The sequence below is a fragment of the Sulfitobacter sp. S223 genome (assembly GCF_025143825.1).
GTDB lineage: Bacteria > Pseudomonadota > Alphaproteobacteria > Rhodobacterales > Rhodobacteraceae > Sulfitobacter.
On the sequence record NZ_CP083561.1, the window covers coordinates 15,011 to 31,142 of the forward strand.

Here is a 16,132-nt window from a genome sequence, read left to right on the forward strand (position 1 = left end):
CCGATGGGCTTTGATGTCTGGCTGGAAAACAGGACACCGTTTGACGCGGCCACCCATGTTCAGTTGGACGCTGACGGACAGGAGGTAGTGTTGGTCATGGTATCGGCCAGTTTCGAAACCAAAGGCCAAGAGTTGGAAATTGCAAAAAGCCAGTTACCGGTTTGTTTTGCTGATGAACCCTTCGGCGATCCCGTACGCTCCTCGAACCGCTATGAGGCTGACATTGCGCTGTCCAAACCAAAAGTGGATGTTATCGTGGTCGGCCGCGCGTATGCGCCGGACGGAAAGCCGGCCGAACATGTGGATGCGGGGTTGGCAGTTGGCAATTTGCGGAAAATTCTACGGGTCACTGGTGATAGGTTAGAGACGATGGGCGGTGTAAGTCGGCCAAAACCCTTCCTGACAATGCCGTTGATTTGGGAACGCGCATTTGGCGGAACCGATGATGACGGGAACATCGACTTGCGCAATCCTGTGGGGATCGGTTGGAAGGGTGCAAAGTCAGCAGATCCGGAAGGGAGATCGGACCTTCCGAATATTGCATACGCAGGCGATGATGGCCCTGATCCTGAACCTGCGGGGTTTGGTTTTGTCGGGCGCGGTTGGCAGCCGCGGCTGTCACTTGCCGGCACATATGATGAGGCATGGCTTGCGGATCAATGGCCTCTGGCCCCCCATGATTTCAACGCCCTTCATAACCTTGGCGCACCGCCAGACCAGCAATTCGAGAAACTACCTGAACGCAGCAAGGTTTCTTTGGTCAACATGACCCCGGATGGCCGATGGAACTTCTCTTTGCCCGGCTTGCGCTTGCCGGCGCATCTGATCTACGCGGACCGTGTGGAAACGGTTACTCCAATGCCTGACACGGTCATTCTGGAACCGGAGCTGAAACGGGTCACGCTAAAGGCACGCATCGCTGTCACACTTGTGCGCAACACCCCGCGCCTAAGAGGCATCGCCTTGGGGCATGTTTCTCCGGTTTGGCTGAATGCGCGGCGCAAGGGAAAGGCGTATTTCAACCCGCGCGGCGGAGACGGCACGTTGGATGATGTGCCCGTGTGGGCGCCATGAATTCGCTGTTCGTAGAAGGACTGGGGCTTGTCACCGCAGCGGGATTGACCTGCGCGCAATCGACCAATTCATTCTTGGCGGGGGTGACCGGCTTCACCGAAGAAGTTGCTGGTGACCAGATGGAGTTGCAGGTCCTGGCGAAAGTGCCTGCCGACTGGCGCTTACGCCGTACTTCTTCGCAGTGGTTGGTGAACCTCGCAGCCCGCGCCGGACGCGAGGCCATGGCCGAAGCAGGGGCAGAGCCAGCGCAGACGCTATTGATCTGCACCCCGCCAGAGATGTACCGCGACCATGCCTGTTGGGCAGAAATGTCGCCCGATACCTTTCTGACTGATCTACAGACCAAGCTTGGTGGGACCTTCGCCAAGGGGTCGCGATTGGTGGACGGCGGAGCCGCCGCAGGGGTCGGTCTTTTGCCTGACGTGGCCGATGCGCTTGGGCAAAGCAGCGTTAGTCGGGTCCTGTTGATCGGTGTCGACTCGCTTATCGGGCGCGCAGATTTGGACCGTTTCCGAACAGCTGGCCGCTTACAGGGGCAGACTGCGCAGGGCCTTGTGCCCGGAGAAGGTGCAGGCGCGGTGGTGCTGTCATTGAACCCGTGTCGCGGCATGGCCGTGCGTGGTGTCGGGCTGGCAACTGAACCTGATCCAGTCACGGGGACACGGCAAAGTCAGGGGCGCGGTATGGTGTCGGCATTGAAAGCTGCTTGCGCCTCTCCCGATCAACCGGAAAGCGATATCATTTTCGCGGTGAGTAATCTCAATGGTGAACGTTATGCAGCGCTAGAAATGCTGGTTTTCCGGGCGCGGTTCTACAGAACACATCGGGAATATATGGCCACGGCCTATCCCGCCATGAGTTTTGGTGAAACAGGCGCTGCCGGCGGCGCGATTGCGCTGGCGGTTGCGGCCGATGCCTTCCGAAGGGGCCACGCGCCCGGCGCACATGCGATGATCGAGATTACTTCCGAAAGCGGGATGCGGGCAGGGGTATTTGTATCGGGCGTTTAGGGCTGCGCCAGAATTCCGTTTCGCGATGCGTCACAACTGACCGCTTGATATGCGCACTCCTTTAGGCAACCCTGTGATGTGGCCTGACAATTCATAAGCGGCCCCTTGGAAGGAGACCTGAAAGTGATAAAGACTCTTTCGTTATTGGCGGCCGTGCTGGCATGTCTGGCGGTCTATCTGATTGTATGGCCTGTGCCGGTCCGACCTGTGGCGTGGGAAGCACCCGAAGATGCCGGGTACACTCAGGAGTTTATCCAGAATGACCGCCTTGCGGCGCTTGAGTTAATTGATCTGGGCGGCCGGATTGGGCCCGAAGATGCCGACATTGGTCCCGACGGGTTGATCTATGTTCCTAGCCATAACGGGGAGATATTGCGCATCCGCACAGATGGCTCCGTCGAGCTGTTTGCGCAAACTGACGGCCGTCCGCTCGGGCTTGAATTTGCGCCGGACGGGACCCTTTACGTGGCGGATGCGTATCGCGGATTGCTGGCCATTGATCAGCTGGGCAAAGTTACCTTTCTTACCAATCAGGTTGAGGACGGGAGCCCCGTTCTTTATGCGGATGATGTCGATATCGCAGCAGATGGAAGTATCTATTTTTCCGATGCATCAACCAGATTTGGTGCAGAGGCGAATGGAGGCACGTTGGCAGCTTCCGTGCTGGACCTTGTCGAGCATTCCGCGAGCGGTCGTATTCTGAAATTCGACCCTGTTTCGGGCAAAACGACGGTCTTCGCCGCCGGACTGAACTTTGCCAATGGCGTTGCCATCAATGACGAAAGCACTGCCGTCTTTGTTGTGGAAACAGGCGCGTATCGTGTCTGGCGCTTTCCAATGGATGGTGGCGAAGGGCGTGTCATTCTAGACAACTTGCCGGGCTTTCCCGACAATATTAACCCTGCTTCGGATGGGACATTCTGGGTGGGTCTTGTTAGCCCGCGAAACGCCATAATGGACAAGCTTTCTGGCAACACATTCCTGCGACGTGTCATTATGCGACTGCCGGATGTGATGAAGCCTGCGCCGACCCGATACGGGTTCATCCTGCGCATGGACGCTGACGGACGTATAATCGAAACGCTTCAGGACCCGACGGGTAGCTATGCCCTTACGACTGGTGCCGTAACGCTTTCAGATGGGCGCGTTGTGGTGACGTCACTAACTGAACCGGCATTGGGTCTGTTGCAGCAGGATTAAGTGTCTAAAGAAGCACCCTAGCTATGCGGGGTCATTCGGTTGGGTTTGCTTGGTGGGCGATCTCGGGCTTTCTGTAGACCTAGAATATCACGCGCTTACCGCCATGTGGCGACAGGGCGTTGGTATATGCGGCACAATTGAATCGCGCGCTCGACCAGTGCGGCGCAAGCCGGTCGCGACCAAGCCGCTCCCCACTGCACATCAAAGGCAAGAGGAATGAACGTTTCGATGGAGAAGTCAAATATCCGCTCGTCTGCGTGCTTTCAATCTGGCCAGAGATTGTAATCGGCACAGCAGGGTTGTTGTCCTTTGTTGGCGACGATCAAGTGATGGCACCGTAGATAATGCAGGGGGTGGCCATAGCGGTCTCAGACATCAAAGAAGATGGTTTCAAGCGGCCCTTGCAGATGCACGTCGAATCGGTAGCTACCGTCATCTTGCTTTTTGGCCAGCAGGGTAGGGATGCGGTTCTGATGCTCGATCCTTGTCAGGATGGGATCAGCCGCGTTCGCCACCGTTTCGTCATCGAAATAGATACGGGTATGCAAACCGATGTTTATGCCCCGCGCGACAATCCATGCGGTGATATGTGGCGCTTGCATGCGGCCATCAGGAAAAGGAACGGCACCGGGCTTCACTGTCTCAAATACAAATTCGCCGGTGTCCATGTCACCCGGTGAACGTCCCCAGCCGGTAAAGTGCGGATCAGGTGTGCCGCGTGTTTCATTGGCAGACGGGAACAACCCCGCCGCGTCTGGCTGCCAGATTTCGACCATCGCATCGCGCAATGGCGTCCCTGTGCCGTCAAACACAATGCCTTTGATAGTGATCTCAGTGCCCTGAACCGGCCCCGTCTTCATGGAGGTCCCCAGATCACCGCCATATATATCGATGCCGGTAAAGTTCGGGGTGCAACCGATGTGAACATACGGCCCGGCGGTTTGGCTTGGGCTTTCGCGCAGATAATCCAGCTTTTGTACCATAATCACAGACCCTCTTTGCGGTTTTCGAAATAGGTTTGGCGTTGACCACGTAGAACGATATCAAACTTGAAGGCGCGGCTGTCCATCGGAACTGTGCGGTTCATGTCTAGTGGCGCAGTCAATGCGTCAATCGCTTCTTGGGTTTTCAGGATGCCAACGATGGGACACAGTTTGATGTGCGGATCACCTTCAAAATACATCTGCGTGATCAGGCGTTGCGCGAACCCGTGGCCGAAGATCGAAAAGTGGATGTGCGCCGGTCGCCAGTCGTTCATGCCGTTGGGCCAAGGATAAGGCCCCGGCTGAATTGTCGCGAACTCATAGCTGCCGTCTTCGGCTGTGATCGTGCGGCCGCAGCCGCCAAAGTTGGGATCAAGCGGGGCCAGATAGCTTTCTTTCTTATGCCGATACCGGCCGCCCGCATTTGCCTGCCAGAATTCAAGCAACGCACCGGGAACGCCGCGCCCGTTTTCATCCAGCACCCGCCCGTGCACGATGATGCGCGGGCCTATCGCGCTTTCACCAGTTTGGGCGTAGTTATGGATCAGGTCGTTATCCAGTTCATCCAGCATATTGTGGCCAAACACCGGCGAGGTTTCTTCGCTTAGCGTTGTCGGAAATGAAAGCAGCGCGGCCTGCGGGCTACGTTTGACGCTGGTTTTATACGGAGGTGTCAGCGCATCGGGCTGCCAATTGCGGTCTCGTGGGATGTAACCGCCAAGTTTCGGTGGCATTTTGAGGCTGCTCATAGGGTAACTCCCATCTCTGCATAAGTCTGTTTGGCGAGTTTGATCGCATGATTGGCTTTCGGCACACCAGCATAAACTGCGACATGCATGAACGCTTGTAACACGTCTTGGGGGCTGGCCCCTGTGTTGGCGGTGGCACGGACATGCATCGGGATTTCGTCAAAATTTCCGGTGGCGGCCAACAGGGCCAGCGTCAGCATCGACCGCTCGCGTTTGGCGATGGTATCGTCTGTCCAAAGAGTGCCCCATGCACCTTCGGTAATCATTGTCTGGAAAGGCTCATCAAACGATGATTTGGCCGCTTCGGCGCGGTCGACATGCGCATCGCCCAGAACTGATCGGCGCGTGGCCATGCCCTTTTCAAAACGGTCAGACATAGGCGTGCTCCTTTAGAAACGGGTTCAGGATCGCAGCAAAGGCTGCGGGATCTTCGACGCAGGGCAGGTGGCCTGCGCCCTCAATAACATGGAATTCCGCGTTCGGAATGAGGCCCGCAGTTGCAGCAACCAGATCGGGTGGGCTTGCGCCGTCGTGGCTGCCCGCAATCGTGAGGGTTGGCAGACGCAGAGCGCGGGTTGTTTCTGTCAGATCGGTGTTTGCGATCGCCGCACAACAGCCCAAGTATCCGGTCTGAGGAGTACGGGACAGCATTGCACCCCAAAGTCCGGCCTCGGGCGTGGACCGGAACTGCGGCCCGAACCAACGGTCCAGAATAGCGTTTTCCATTGAGGCAATTCCGTTGGCCTCAATCGCCGCGATCCGGTCGTGCCACGATGCGGCATCACCCATCTTGGCAGCCGTGTTTGACAGGACCAGCGCACGCACCAAATCTGGGCGGCGCGACGGCAAGTTTTGTCCAATCATGCCGCCGATGGACAGGCCGACAAAACTCACCGGACCCAAATCGAGTGCTTCGATCAGACCTTCGGCGTCTGCGGCAAGATCTTCCATCGAATAGGGACCATCCGGACGTTCAGACAGGCCGTGCCCACGTTTGTCAAAGCGGATAAAACGCAATCCCTTGGGCAGCAATGGCAGCAGCGCATCCCAAAGGCGCAGGTCAGTGCCCAACGAATTGGCAAAGACCACCGGCGCACCGGTCGGATCGCCGGCCTCTTGCACATGCAGGGCCACACCGTTTACGTGGATCGCGCGCATCAATACGGCAGCCCGACATAGTTTTCCGCCATCGCCTGCTGCGCCGCTTTGTTTGAACGCAGAAACTCGATTTCGGCCACTTGCATCTTCAGGTCGAACTCTGACTGGTCGGGATAGGTGTGCATAAGGGACGAGAACCACCAGCTGAACCGCTCCGCTTTCCAGACACGGGCCAGCGCCTTTTCGGAATAGGTGTCGATACCTTCGCTGCTGTCGTTTTCATAGTAATCGCGCAGCCCGTTATACAGGTAATGCACATCCGAAGCGGCGGTATTCAGCCCCTTGGCACCCGTGGGCGGCACGATATGCGCCGCATCCCCACATAGGAACAACCGCCCCCAGCGCATCGGCTCTGTCACAAAAGACCGCAAAGGCGCGATTGATTTTTCAATGCTTGGACCGGTAACCAGCTTTGCCGCCTGATCCGCCGGAATACGCCGTTTGAGCTCCTGCCAAAAAGCCTCATCGGTCCAGTCATTGGGGGAATCGCTGAGCGAACACTGGATGTAATAGCGGCTCAGGTTTTCGTTGCGCATAGAGCAAAGCGCGAAGCCGCGTGGTGAATTCGCATAGATCAGTTCATGATTGACGGGCGGAGTCTCTGACAGGATGCCAAGCCATCCAAAGGGGTAAACCTTTTCGTATTCACGGCGGACCTCCAGCGGAATGGTCTGACGGCTGACACCGTGAAAGCCGTCACAGCCTGCGATGAAGTCGCAATCAATCCGGCGCCCGTTGCCTTCAACGGTATAGGTGATGTGCGGTGCCTCAGAATCTGCGCCTTGGATAACGACGTCTTCGACGTTGAATTCAATGATTCCACCAGCCTTTTCCCGCGCGTCATATAGATCACGCGTCACCTCCGTCTGGCCATAGACCATGACCGGCGTGCCGGTGTGTTCTTTGAAATCAACGCGGAACATCTCATCGCCATAAGAAATCAATGTGCCGTCATGAGGGATACCTTCGGCATGGAGGCGTTTGTCACAGCCCGCTTCGGCCATCAGCTCCACCAGCCCTTGTTCCAGAACGCCCGCGCGAATGCGGCCTAGCACATAATCCTTTGTCTTGCGTTCCAACACCACGCTGTCGATACCGCGCGTGTGCAAAAGTTGGGCCAGCAAAAGCCCTGACGGTCCACCACCGATGATTGCGATCTGAGTTTTCATCCCGTCCTCCCTGACTTTACTGGTTGATTGTGACATGTATTATTGGATAGTCAAAATGACATTTTGCGCAGTTTAGTTATCCAAAAAGGAAACCATATGGATCGCCGAATAAAGTTCAGGCATCTGGATGCGTTTAGCGCGATCGCACGTGCGCGCAGCTTCAAAGCCGCAGCAGAGCAACTAAACCTGACGCAACCGGCCATTTCCAAGACGCTGAAAGAGCTGGAAAAAATACTAGGTGTCGTTGTGATGGAACGCAGTCGATCCGGTGTTGAGCTGACTTCGGAGGGTGAGGTGTTTTTGCAATTCGCCGAACAAAGCAGTGCCGCGCTGCGCCAAGGGCTGCGTAGTATCAAGGCCACAAGCGAAACAGCAGGCCAATTGAGTGTAGGTGCATTGCCAAGCGTGGCGTCTTCGCTGCTGCCCGAAGCTGCGATTGCCTTTGCACAAAAGAGCCCCGACACCCTTTTGGAGATACATGAAGGACCACATCACGATTTGATTGCGCGGCTCAGAAGCGGGGGGATGGATTTGGTTATCGGTCGTCTGGGCAACCCTGACACCATGGTGGGATTAAGCTTTCAACAACTCTATTCAGAAGAAGTTGTGATTGTGGCCAGCCCTGACAGTCCGGCCAAACATCTGCGGGATTTTGCCGGGCTTGAAGCATTTCGCGTTCTGTATCCGCCCAAGGATTCCGCGATCCGCCCGCTGGTTGCAAGAATGCTGATCTCTCGTGGTGTGCCATTGTTTCGATACAGGATCGAGACAGCTTCACCCGCATTTGGCCGTTCCACGACAATGGGAGATCCCGACACTGTTTGGATCATCAGTAAAGGCGTGGTCGCCAACGATATTGCGCAAGGACGGCTTGTCCAACTCAAGATTGATATGTCTGCGACCCTTGGTGCTGTGGGGATCATGAGCCGTGCAGAGGAAGTGCCATCAGTCGCCACGCGTGAGTTTTCGAAACTACTTAACGAACTTACTTCGAACGGCGAATTCTCTCAAACACGCATTCAATAGAAAACTGTCCGCCCCGCTGGATGGCGATCAATTTCTGCTGCAACACCGGTCTGGATAACCACGGGGTCATGTACGCAGACGCACTATGGTCGCGCGCACAGAGGTGGGCACCATAGTTGAGATCGGTAAACAGGACAGGCATCAAGTACGCCTGCCTGCTGTGATCCGGCCTGACTTGGCCCCCTGTGACCCACAGAAAGAACGCCCGCGATGCTGACCGCGGGCGCTTTGTGAATTATCCCATCCGTTCGGATGCGAACGATCCCGGAGAAGCGGGGAAGACCACGGTTTTGTTGCCGTTCAGGAAAACACGCCGGTGGATATGTGCATGGATCGCGCGGGCCAGAACCTGGCTTTCGACATCACGCCCCAAAGACACATAATCGTCGGGGGATTGGGCATGGGTGACCCGCACGGTGTCTTGTTCAATGATCGGCCCTTCATCCAGATCTGCTGTCACATAGTGTGAGGTCGCACCGATCAGTTTCACACCCCTTTGGAAGGCCTGTTTGTAAGGGTTGGCACCTTTGAAGCTTGGCAAGAATGAATGGTGGATATTGATGATCTTACCGGACATTTTCTGGCACATCTGATCGGACAAAATTTGCATATAACGGGCCAGCACAATCAGATCGGCGCCAGTGTCTTCAACGATTGCCATGATCCTGGCTTCGGCGTCAGCCTTGTTTTCCTTGCTGACTTTAATGCAGTGGAACGGGATATCGTTGTTCACAACGACCTTTTGATATTCCATGTGGTTGGAAATCACCGCCACGATGTCGATCGGCAATGCTCCGATACGCCAGCGATACAGCAGGTCATTCAGGCAGTGGCCAAAGCGTGATACCATGATCACGACTTTCATTTTCACCGCCTCGTCGTGGAATTCATAGTCCATAGCAAACGAAGCCGCCGGCTCCGCGAAGTCTTTGGAAAGCGTTTCCAACTCTACATCGGTTTCGGTTTCGAAACTGATGCGCATAAAGAAATTGCCGGTTTCTTTATCATCGAACTGCGCTGAGTCGGTGATATTGCAACCATGGTCAGCAAGGTAATTTGCAATGATTGCGACGATGCCGCGCCGGGATTGGCACGTCACGGTGAGGGCGTATTTGCTCATGGGGGGTCCTGTTGAGGTTGACTTAGTAAAATGTGGGGCTGGGATGACAGCGATGCAGACCGCTCCATACTATGTGGGCGCTACGAATAACACTCCCCACGATGCTCAAACCAATTAGGTCTGAAGATAAACCACCAAGACTGTCGTCAGGCGCATCTTTCCATCGGGTGTGGTGTTTGGGAACCATCGATCCGGTAACCACAGATTTGAAGCCATTGTCGCAGATGGCCCTGATACCACATCGCGTCAAAGTCATTTTCGCCGGCATCCTTGCGCGCGATCCCGCCATGCTGGAAGGTTGGAAAAATGTCGGATTGTTCGTTCAGGGTGGTCAAGGAAAGGGACCCGTTGCCGTTTTCAATCTTGGACAGCACCCGATGGGTACGCAGTTCGCCACCAATCGCAACCTCCAAGACTTTTCACGCCCCCCGCAGATGCGAGGCAGGTCTTGCGCGCTGTCTGGGGATTTATGCTACTGATGCGGCAGCGGTGATCAGGGCATGATGCAAGGACTTAGCGGATGCGCGCGGGCCAAGAATGCGGATGTGATCTTTGGCGGTGCGGCGGATAACAAAGCACCCCATCTGGTGGATCACCGTGCGCTGCACATCGCCTGCCACCATTTTGCGCATCGGAATGTTGCACAGGAGCGCGCAGACGTCGGGCATGCGCGCTCCTGTCACATCGAACACCACCCATGCGCCAGATTGCTCTGTTACAGAGGCCGCCTGCCCAAGCTTTTCTTTCAGACGGTCGGCAATGTCTTCGTGGGTGTTCATCGGCGCGCCGATCATCCACTGGTCCGGCCCCATCCAAAATCCGGCTTCGGGGTTATGCAGCACTGCTTTTCCAACATCGGGCAGGGCGCCAAGGATCGCTTTCAGACCCGCGGCGCAAGTGTCTGCCTGACCGTTCCGCGCTGCGACTGACGCCAGCGCAACATTCGTATTCTCCGCAACAGTCACCGTACCAATGGTTTGCGGCACGCCGCCAATTGCGGGTGTTGCTATCAGATCATGCACGAAGCCGCTCTCCCTTTGGGTCAATAAAATGCGGGCTGCAAATTTCGACCATAACGTTCACATTTGTCAGCGGGCTGACAAGGCGCATGGTTTCGCCCATCCGGTTCGCGCCATCCTTCAGAAAGGCAAGCGCGATGTGATGGCCTAAATCAGGCGAATAACAGGCCGATGTGACATAACCCTGATCATGGGCAGCATCTACAGGGTCAGTCGCTGAAATCAGGTGCGCACCCGCAGGGGTCTTGTCAGTGGGATTGACGGGTTTCACCCCAACCGCACGCTGGTCATCAGATTTGTTCAGACCTTCCCGACGTGACAGAACTGCCCCAATGCTATCCTTTTTGGTGCTGACCATCCGCCCCATCCCAAGGTTGGCTGCTGTGGTAGTTCCGTTCAATTCGTTGCCGGCCGCGTGGCCCTTTTCGATGCGCATCACGCCAAGGGCCTCAGTGCCGTAAGGGGTGATGCCGAACTCTGCCCCTGCCTTCATGATCCGACGGATCAGGGCATCGCCATAAGCTGTTGGCACTGCAATTTCATAGGCAAGTTCCCCGCTGAACGATATCCGGAACAGACGCGCCCTTAGCCCTTTGCACACCGTGATATTGGCGCAGGCCATAAAGGGGAACGCTTCGTTGCTGATGTCTTGATCGACGATCTTGTCCAGTACACGGCGGGCGTTTGGTCCTGCGACGGCAAATTGCGCCCAGCTTTCTGTTGTTGAAATCAGCTGAACATCCATGTCGGGCACAAGGCATTGGCGGACAAATTCCATGTGGCGATAAACGGGCAGGGCGTTGGCGGTTGTCGTTGTAACGACGAAATGATCCTCATCCAATCGGGCGGCGGTGCCGTCATCCATGGCAATCCCGTCCTCGCGCAACATCAACCCGTAGCGTACTTTGCCCACGTCCAGTTTTGCGAAGCCGTTGCAATAGATCATGTTCAGGAAGTCCGCCGCATCTGCGCCTTGCACATCTATTTTACCAAGCGTGCTCACATCACACACTCCGACCGATCCGCGAGTCGCCATGACCTCGCGGTCGACGCTTTCACGCCAAGTGGTTTCGCCGGCGCGGGGGAACCACTGCGCGCGCATCCAGTTACCCACCTCAACGAAAACCGCGCCCTGTTCCTGCGCCCATGTGTGCGAAGGCGTAAGCCGTTTGGGGTGGAAGTCTTGTCCGCGATGCCGCCCGCCCAATGCGCCAATGGCAACCGGCGTATAAGGGGGGCGGAACATTGTCGTGCCGACCTCGGGAATGGTTTTGCCAGCCAGTTCTGCCATGATCGCAAGACCGCCCATGTTGGCAGTTTTGCCCTGATCGGTGGCCATGCCAAGGGTGGTATATCGTTTCAGGTGTTCGACGGACCGGAACCCTTCCTGGTGGCTGAGTTTGACGTCCTTGACGGTGACATCGTTTTGCTGATCCAACCAAGCCCGACTTGCATCCTCAACGTACCAGAACGGCGTGATATTGACGGGGGCGTCTTCGGCCACGGGCAGTTGCGACGTGCGCCCTTTCAGCCCCAATGCTTTGCGTGCGGCCTGTGCGCCACCAGCCAGCGCGCCTGCCGTGGTCATATCGCCCATTGCGGCACCAGCAACGCTCATTCCAGCGGGAAGTTCAGCAGGTACAAATGCGGCAAGGGTGTCATTCCAAACGGGACGGCCCCGTTGATGGCAGGTCATATGCACATTCGGGTTCCAGCCGCCTGATACACCCAAGGCACTGCATTCAATCGTGCGTTCGGACCCGTCGGCTAAGCGCACCTGTATAAAGGTCAGACCAAGCCGTCCCATGGTGTCCATCACCCGAGCGCCAGCAAGAACCTCATAGTCCAGCAAATTTGCGGGGGTAGGGCGGGTATCGATCACGATGACCTTAATACCCTTTGCATGAAGATCGGCAGCAGTGCGGTGCCCATCGTCGTTATTGGTGAAAATCGCAGCGCGCTTGCCAACGGCAACGCCGAACCGGTTGGCGTAAGTGCGCAGCGCGCTTGCTGTCATGATCCCGGGACGGTCATTGTTATTAAAGGCAATCGGGCGCTCAATCGCGCCAGCAGCAAGCACAGTCTTTTGCGTATAGATCCGCCAAAGGATTTGGCGGGGTTTACCGGCCTCGGGCGTGGCGATGTGATCGCTGACCCGTTCCACGGCCCCGTAAATCCCGTGATCAAACGCGCCGATGACGGTCGTGCGCGGCAACAGCTGAACATTCGGCAAGGAAGACAGCTCTGCGACCGTTTTGGCCGCCCAATCCGCACCGGAGGTATCGCCAATCGCAAAGGTTTCCGCGTTCAGGCGGCCCCCCATGCGGAAATCTTCATCTGCGAGGATCACATCCGCACCGCCGCGCGCAGCCGTTAATGCAGCCATAAGGCCCGCTGGCCCCGCCCCGATGATCAAAAGATCGCAGTGCAGAAAACCCTTGTCGTAGACGTCAGGATCATCTTCAAGTGATAGCTCTCCTAGGCCCGCAGCGCGGCGAATGATCGGCTCATAAAACTTTTCCCAGAATGCCTTGGGCCACATGAAGGTCTTGTAATAGAAACCAGCCGTCAGGAAATTCGACAGGCGATCATTCACTGCCAACAGATCGAAAGACAAGGATCCAAGACGGTTCTGGCTGGTGGCTGTCAACCCGTCGAACAGTTCAGCCGTGGTGGCGCGGGTGTTGGGTTCTTTACGCGCACCGCTGCGTAGGTGCACCAACGCGTTAGGCTCTTCTGACCCCGCTGTCAGTGGTCCGCGCGGGCGGTGGTATTTGAAACTGCGCCCCATAAGGCGCACCCCGTTTGCCAGAAGCGCCGAGGCAAGTGTATCGCCCGGGTGCCCTTCATATTTCCGGCCGTCGAAGGTGAATTTGAACGTCGTGCTGCGGTCAATCTGGCCGCCGTCGATCCGGTTTCGTTGTTTCATTTTGACCGTCCTTGCGCACGGGCCACATCGCGGGCCAGTTCAACCGTGGAAATTTCATGGGTCAACGTGTTGCGCGTGACCACCAGCCATGACCGATCACCCGCTTCGTGAAACCATAATTCGCGGTGCCAGCCCGCGGGATTATCGCGCAGGTAGGCATAGTCATGAAAGGCCGCCGCTGCATCCGCGCCGTCAGGGTTGGGGCGGTCGATCAAACGGGCGTCGCCCATGTAGGTGAATTCGGAACTGTCGCGGGGGCCAAGTAGGGGGTGATTAATGATCATCAGTGCAAATTGGGCTGATTGCCCATCCCTTTTTCGTCAATCATCAAGCCCTTTTCGAACCTGTCAAACCGATATGATGAAGCAGTGGGATGCGGTTCTCCCCTCGCCAGCAAATGCGCAAAGGCAAAACCGCTGGCGGGGGTGGCCTTAAATCCGCCATAGCACCAGCCGCCATTGAAATAGAGACCCTCGATATGGGTTCGATCAATGATCGGGGAGCCATCCATAGACATATCCATTATCCCGCCCCACATCCGCAAAAGACGGGCACGCCCAAGAATGGGAAAAATCGCCATCGCCCCTTCGCAAACATCTTCAACGACCGGCAGATTGCCGCGTTGCGCGTAGGAGTTATATCCGTCGATGTCGCCGCCAAAGACCAGACCGCCTTTATCAGACTGACTGCAATAGAAATGTCCCGCGCCGAAGGTGATCACACCTGGCAGGACGGGTTTTAATCCCTCGGATACAAAGGCCTGCAACACATGGCTTTCGATGGGCAGGCGCATATTGGCAAGGCTCATCAACCGGCTGGAATTGCCTGCGACGGCACAGCCAACCTTGCCTGCGCCAATGAACCCGCGTGTGGTTTCGACGCCTTTGCATTTGCCATCTTCTATCCGGAAATCCGTTACTTCGCAGTTCTGTATGATGTCCACACCACGGCTATCGGCGCTGCGCGCATACCCCCAAGCGACAGCGTCATGACGTACAGTGCCGCCGCGATGTTGGGCCAGCCCCCCCTTGATCGGGAACCGCGCGTCATCGGTGTTCAAGAAGGGATAGCGTTTCTTGATCTGGGCGGTGGACAACATGTCGGCATCGGCCCCGTTCAGGATCATCGCATTGCCGCGCCGGATAAACGCATCGCGCTGGCCGTCCGAATGGATCAGGTTCAGGATGCCGCGTTGACTGACCATGGCATTGTAATTGACGTCCTGTTCAAGACCCTCCCATAGCTTGAGGGAAAATTCATAGAACGGTTCGTTCCCGTCCAACAAATAGTTAGACCGGATGATCGTGGTGTTTCGACCGACGTTACCGCCGCCGATCCAGCCCTTTTCAATCACAGCGACGCGCGCTTGCCCGAATTCCTTGGCAAGATAATGTGCGGTGGCCAATCCGTGCCCGCCACCACCAATAATCACGATGTCATAATGTGATGCAGGCTCAGGGTCCCGCCAGGCAGGCGCCCACCCCTTGTGACCTGTAAGCGCTTCCTTGATTACACGAAAACCAGAGTATCGCATTTGTACCTCATTCGAGCTTTTGAAGACGCCTTCGTACACTGTACGAATCTTACGACTTAACCGCTACCTGAATGGGTTTTCGGCAAGATAGCAATAATACCGTCAGCAAATGTAGTTTATGACAAGACATCTGATTGCTTGCGGTTATTCATATGTTGCAAAGGCAATAATCCAATGAGTTCGAATATGATCTTTCGGGTCGGTTCATAGTACGAGCTTTTGCAGCCCCACCAAAATTTCCAAACTAAGGAACATACGAATGAAAATTCAACATATTCGATAAGATTGATTATGTTAAATAGTAATTTCAGTTTTTTGCGGCCAAAAAGGCGGGAACGGCCAAAGCGTATACACAACCGGCTATTGTTAGCGCGCCAAGTTCTCTTGCCACTTTGGTCGCATGACCGGGGCGAGCAATCCTATAGACAAGGTGCACAAACGCATGTCAGGCTTCTGGTATGCGCTTTATAACCCCTTTTGTTGTTGCCCTTACAGGCGTCACGGCCACGTCAGCACAGGGCAACTGTGTCTCTGACGCAATGATCGTGTTTGACGGGTCTGGATCAATGGCGGAAATGGGGTTTAACGATATTAACGAACCAAGGATATTTGAGGCCCGCCGCGCGATGGCGGCCGCGATACCACCGATTGCCGAAAACAGGCGTCTGGGTCTGGTGATCTATGGCCCGAATGGCGTTGATGAATGTACCGGCCTTGATGTGCGGTTTGCCCCGATTGCCGATGCCGCCCCACGCATTTTGAATGACGTCAATATGCTGGAACCGACCGGAAGCACTCCCCTTACCGAAGCAGTCAGCCTGGCCGCGCGAACTATGGACTATCAAACCCAGCCTGCTACGATTTTGCTGGTAACTGATGGTAAAGAAACCTGCGGCGGACAACCCTGCGCATTGGCTGCGGACCTCGCGGCAAGCGGATTTGACACAACCGTGCATGTTATCGGCTTCAAGGTGCGAGGATCGTTTTTCTCTTGGGAGCGGGATGCTGAAAACAGCTATACAGAGGCAGAAAGCGTTTCGCGATGTTTGGCGGATTTTACGGGTGGCACATACACAAATGCCGAGACACTGGATCAACTGATCGCCGCATTGCGCAAAACACTTGGATGCCAGTTATTGTTCTAGGCCGCTCTGCTGGCCC

Annotated in this window: 16 protein-coding genes and 1 pseudogene; 5 read left to right on the forward strand and 12 right to left on the reverse strand. The window is 56.0% G+C overall.

Annotated features, from left to right (window positions below):
* Positions 1 to 3: 3 nt before the first annotated feature.
* The 3 genes from K3757_RS18230 to K3757_RS18240 all read left to right on the forward strand — a co-directional run bounded on the left by K3757_RS18230 (position 4) and on the right by K3757_RS18240 (position 3,284).
* Complete coding sequence (locus K3757_RS18230; protein ID WP_260001406.1) at positions 4 to 1,074, forward strand: DUF2169 domain-containing protein; 1,071 nt, start codon at positions 4 to 6, stop codon at positions 1,072 to 1,074.
* Entirely contained in the window at positions 1,071 to 2,084 is a 1,014-nt protein-coding gene (locus K3757_RS18235; protein ID WP_260001407.1) for a hypothetical protein, read from the forward strand. Before K3757_RS18230 ends, K3757_RS18235 begins: the two co-directional genes overlap by 4 nt.
* Before the next feature lie 123 nt (positions 2,085 to 2,207).
* Positions 2,208 to 3,284 carry an SMP-30/gluconolactonase/LRE family protein gene (locus K3757_RS18240; protein ID WP_260001408.1) on the forward strand — a complete coding sequence of 359 codons (1,077 nt, stop codon included), beginning with the start codon at positions 2,208 to 2,210 and terminating at the stop codon, positions 3,282 to 3,284.
* Between the two features lie 253 nt (positions 3,285 to 3,537).
* On the opposite strand, the pseudogene K3757_RS19170 reads toward K3757_RS18240, so the two are convergent.
* From K3757_RS19170 to pobA, 6 genes and pseudogenes are all read right to left on the reverse strand, one after another.
* Positions 3,538 to 3,645: pseudogene (locus K3757_RS19170) on the reverse strand (3-keto-5-aminohexanoate cleavage protein); the annotation flags it as partial.
* A 7-nt stretch (positions 3,646 to 3,652) separates the two neighbouring features.
* Positions 3,653 to 4,267 carry a protocatechuate 3,4-dioxygenase subunit alpha gene (gene pcaG, locus K3757_RS18245; RefSeq protein WP_260001460.1) on the reverse strand — a complete coding sequence of 205 codons (615 nt, stop codon included), beginning with the start codon at positions 4,265 to 4,267 and terminating at the stop codon, positions 3,653 to 3,655.
* 2 nt (positions 4,268 to 4,269) lie between these two features.
* Positions 4,270 to 5,016, reverse strand: a complete 747-nt coding sequence (gene pcaH / locus K3757_RS18250) for a protocatechuate 3,4-dioxygenase subunit beta (protein ID WP_260001409.1) — start codon at positions 5,014 to 5,016, stop codon at positions 4,270 to 4,272.
* A complete protein-coding gene (gene pcaC, locus K3757_RS18255) occupies positions 5,013 to 5,393 on the reverse strand; it encodes a 4-carboxymuconolactone decarboxylase (RefSeq protein WP_260001410.1) in 381 nt (126 codons plus the stop codon). The genes pcaH and pcaC overlap by 4 nt, the downstream gene beginning before the upstream one ends.
* Entirely contained in the window at positions 5,386 to 6,174 is a 789-nt protein-coding gene (gene pcaD, locus K3757_RS18260; RefSeq protein WP_260001411.1) for a 3-oxoadipate enol-lactonase, read from the reverse strand. The genes pcaC and pcaD overlap by 8 nt, the downstream gene beginning before the upstream one ends.
* Entirely contained in the window at positions 6,174 to 7,343 is a 1,170-nt protein-coding gene (pobA, locus tag K3757_RS18265; RefSeq protein WP_260001413.1) for a 4-hydroxybenzoate 3-monooxygenase, read from the reverse strand. The genes pcaD and pobA overlap by 1 nt, the downstream gene beginning before the upstream one ends.
* 96 nt (positions 7,344 to 7,439) lie before the next feature.
* Here pobA and pcaQ point away from each other — a divergent pair, with 96 nt between their 5' ends.
* Positions 7,440 to 8,369: a pca operon transcription factor PcaQ gene (gene pcaQ / locus K3757_RS18270; RefSeq protein WP_260001415.1), complete on the forward strand. Its 930-nt coding sequence runs from the start codon at positions 7,440 to 7,442 to the stop codon at positions 8,367 to 8,369.
* 235 nt (positions 8,370 to 8,604) lie between these two features.
* Here pcaQ and purU read toward each other — a convergent pair whose 3' ends face one another.
* The 6 genes from purU to K3757_RS18300 all read right to left on the reverse strand — a co-directional run bounded on the left by purU (position 8,605) and on the right by K3757_RS18300 (position 14,971).
* Positions 8,605 to 9,489 (reverse strand): formyltetrahydrofolate deformylase, encoded by an 885-nt coding sequence (gene purU, locus K3757_RS18275; protein ID WP_260001417.1) that lies wholly within the window; start codon positions 9,487 to 9,489, stop codon positions 8,605 to 8,607.
* 146 nt (positions 9,490 to 9,635) lie between these two features.
* Positions 9,636 to 9,902 (reverse strand): hypothetical protein, encoded by a 267-nt coding sequence (locus K3757_RS18280; RefSeq protein ID WP_260001419.1) that lies wholly within the window; start codon positions 9,900 to 9,902, stop codon positions 9,636 to 9,638.
* Between the two features lie 54 nt (positions 9,903 to 9,956).
* Entirely contained in the window at positions 9,957 to 10,511 is a 555-nt protein-coding gene (locus tag K3757_RS18285; RefSeq protein ID WP_260001422.1) for a sarcosine oxidase subunit gamma, read from the reverse strand.
* Positions 10,504 to 13,437, reverse strand: a complete 2,934-nt coding sequence (locus K3757_RS18290; protein WP_260001423.1) for a sarcosine oxidase subunit alpha family protein — start codon at positions 13,435 to 13,437, stop codon at positions 10,504 to 10,506. Before K3757_RS18290 ends, K3757_RS18285 begins: the two co-directional genes overlap by 8 nt.
* A complete protein-coding gene (locus K3757_RS18295) occupies positions 13,434 to 13,721 on the reverse strand; it encodes a sarcosine oxidase subunit delta (RefSeq protein WP_260001424.1) in 288 nt (95 codons plus the stop codon). Before K3757_RS18295 ends, K3757_RS18290 begins: the two co-directional genes overlap by 4 nt.
* A complete protein-coding gene (locus tag K3757_RS18300) occupies positions 13,721 to 14,971 on the reverse strand; it encodes a sarcosine oxidase subunit beta family protein (RefSeq protein ID WP_260001425.1) in 1,251 nt (416 codons plus the stop codon). Before K3757_RS18300 ends, K3757_RS18295 begins: the two co-directional genes overlap by 1 nt.
* 458 nt (positions 14,972 to 15,429) lie before the next feature.
* Between K3757_RS18300 and K3757_RS18305 the strand changes: the two genes are divergently transcribed.
* Positions 15,430 to 16,116 (forward strand): VWA domain-containing protein, encoded by a 687-nt coding sequence (locus K3757_RS18305; protein WP_260001426.1) that lies wholly within the window; start codon positions 15,430 to 15,432, stop codon positions 16,114 to 16,116.
* The last annotated feature ends 16 nt before the right edge of the window (positions 16,117 to 16,132 follow it).

Excerpts from the sequence above, each read along its gene's own strand:
- K3757_RS18230 (WP_260001406.1), top strand. The coding sequence starts at position 4 with ATGGGCTTTGATGTCTGGCTGGAAAACAGGACACCGTTTGACGCGGCC.
- K3757_RS18235 (WP_260001407.1), top strand. The coding sequence starts at position 1,071 with ATGAATTCGCTGTTCGTAGAAGGACTGGGGCTTGTCACCGCAGCGGGA.
- pcaG (WP_260001460.1), bottom strand. The coding sequence starts at position 4,267 with ATGGTACAAAAGCTGGATTATCTGCGCGAAAGCCCAAGCCAAACCGCC.
- pcaH (WP_260001409.1), bottom strand. The coding sequence starts at position 5,016 with ATGAGCAGCCTCAAAATGCCACCGAAACTTGGCGGTTACATCCCACGA.
- pcaC (WP_260001410.1), bottom strand. The coding sequence starts at position 5,393 with ATGTCTGACCGTTTTGAAAAGGGCATGGCCACGCGCCGATCAGTTCTG.
- pcaD (WP_260001411.1), bottom strand. The coding sequence starts at position 6,174 with ATGCGCGCGATCCACGTAAACGGTGTGGCCCTGCATGTGCAAGAGGCC.
- pobA (WP_260001413.1), bottom strand. The coding sequence starts at position 7,343 with ATGAAAACTCAGATCGCAATCATCGGTGGTGGACCGTCAGGGCTTTTG.
- pcaQ (WP_260001415.1), top strand. The coding sequence starts at position 7,440 with ATGGATCGCCGAATAAAGTTCAGGCATCTGGATGCGTTTAGCGCGATC.
- purU (WP_260001417.1), bottom strand. The coding sequence starts at position 9,489 with ATGAGCAAATACGCCCTCACCGTGACGTGCCAATCCCGGCGCGGCATC.
- K3757_RS18290 (WP_260001423.1), bottom strand. The coding sequence starts at position 13,437 with ATGAAACAACGAAACCGGATCGACGGCGGCCAGATTGACCGCAGCACG.
- K3757_RS18295 (WP_260001424.1), bottom strand. The coding sequence starts at position 13,721 with ATGATCATTAATCACCCCCTACTTGGCCCCCGCGACAGTTCCGAATTC.
- K3757_RS18300 (WP_260001425.1), bottom strand. The coding sequence starts at position 14,971 with ATGCGATACTCTGGTTTTCGTGTAATCAAGGAAGCGCTTACAGGTCAC.
- K3757_RS18305 (WP_260001426.1), top strand. The coding sequence starts at position 15,430 with ATGCGCTTTATAACCCCTTTTGTTGTTGCCCTTACAGGCGTCACGGCC.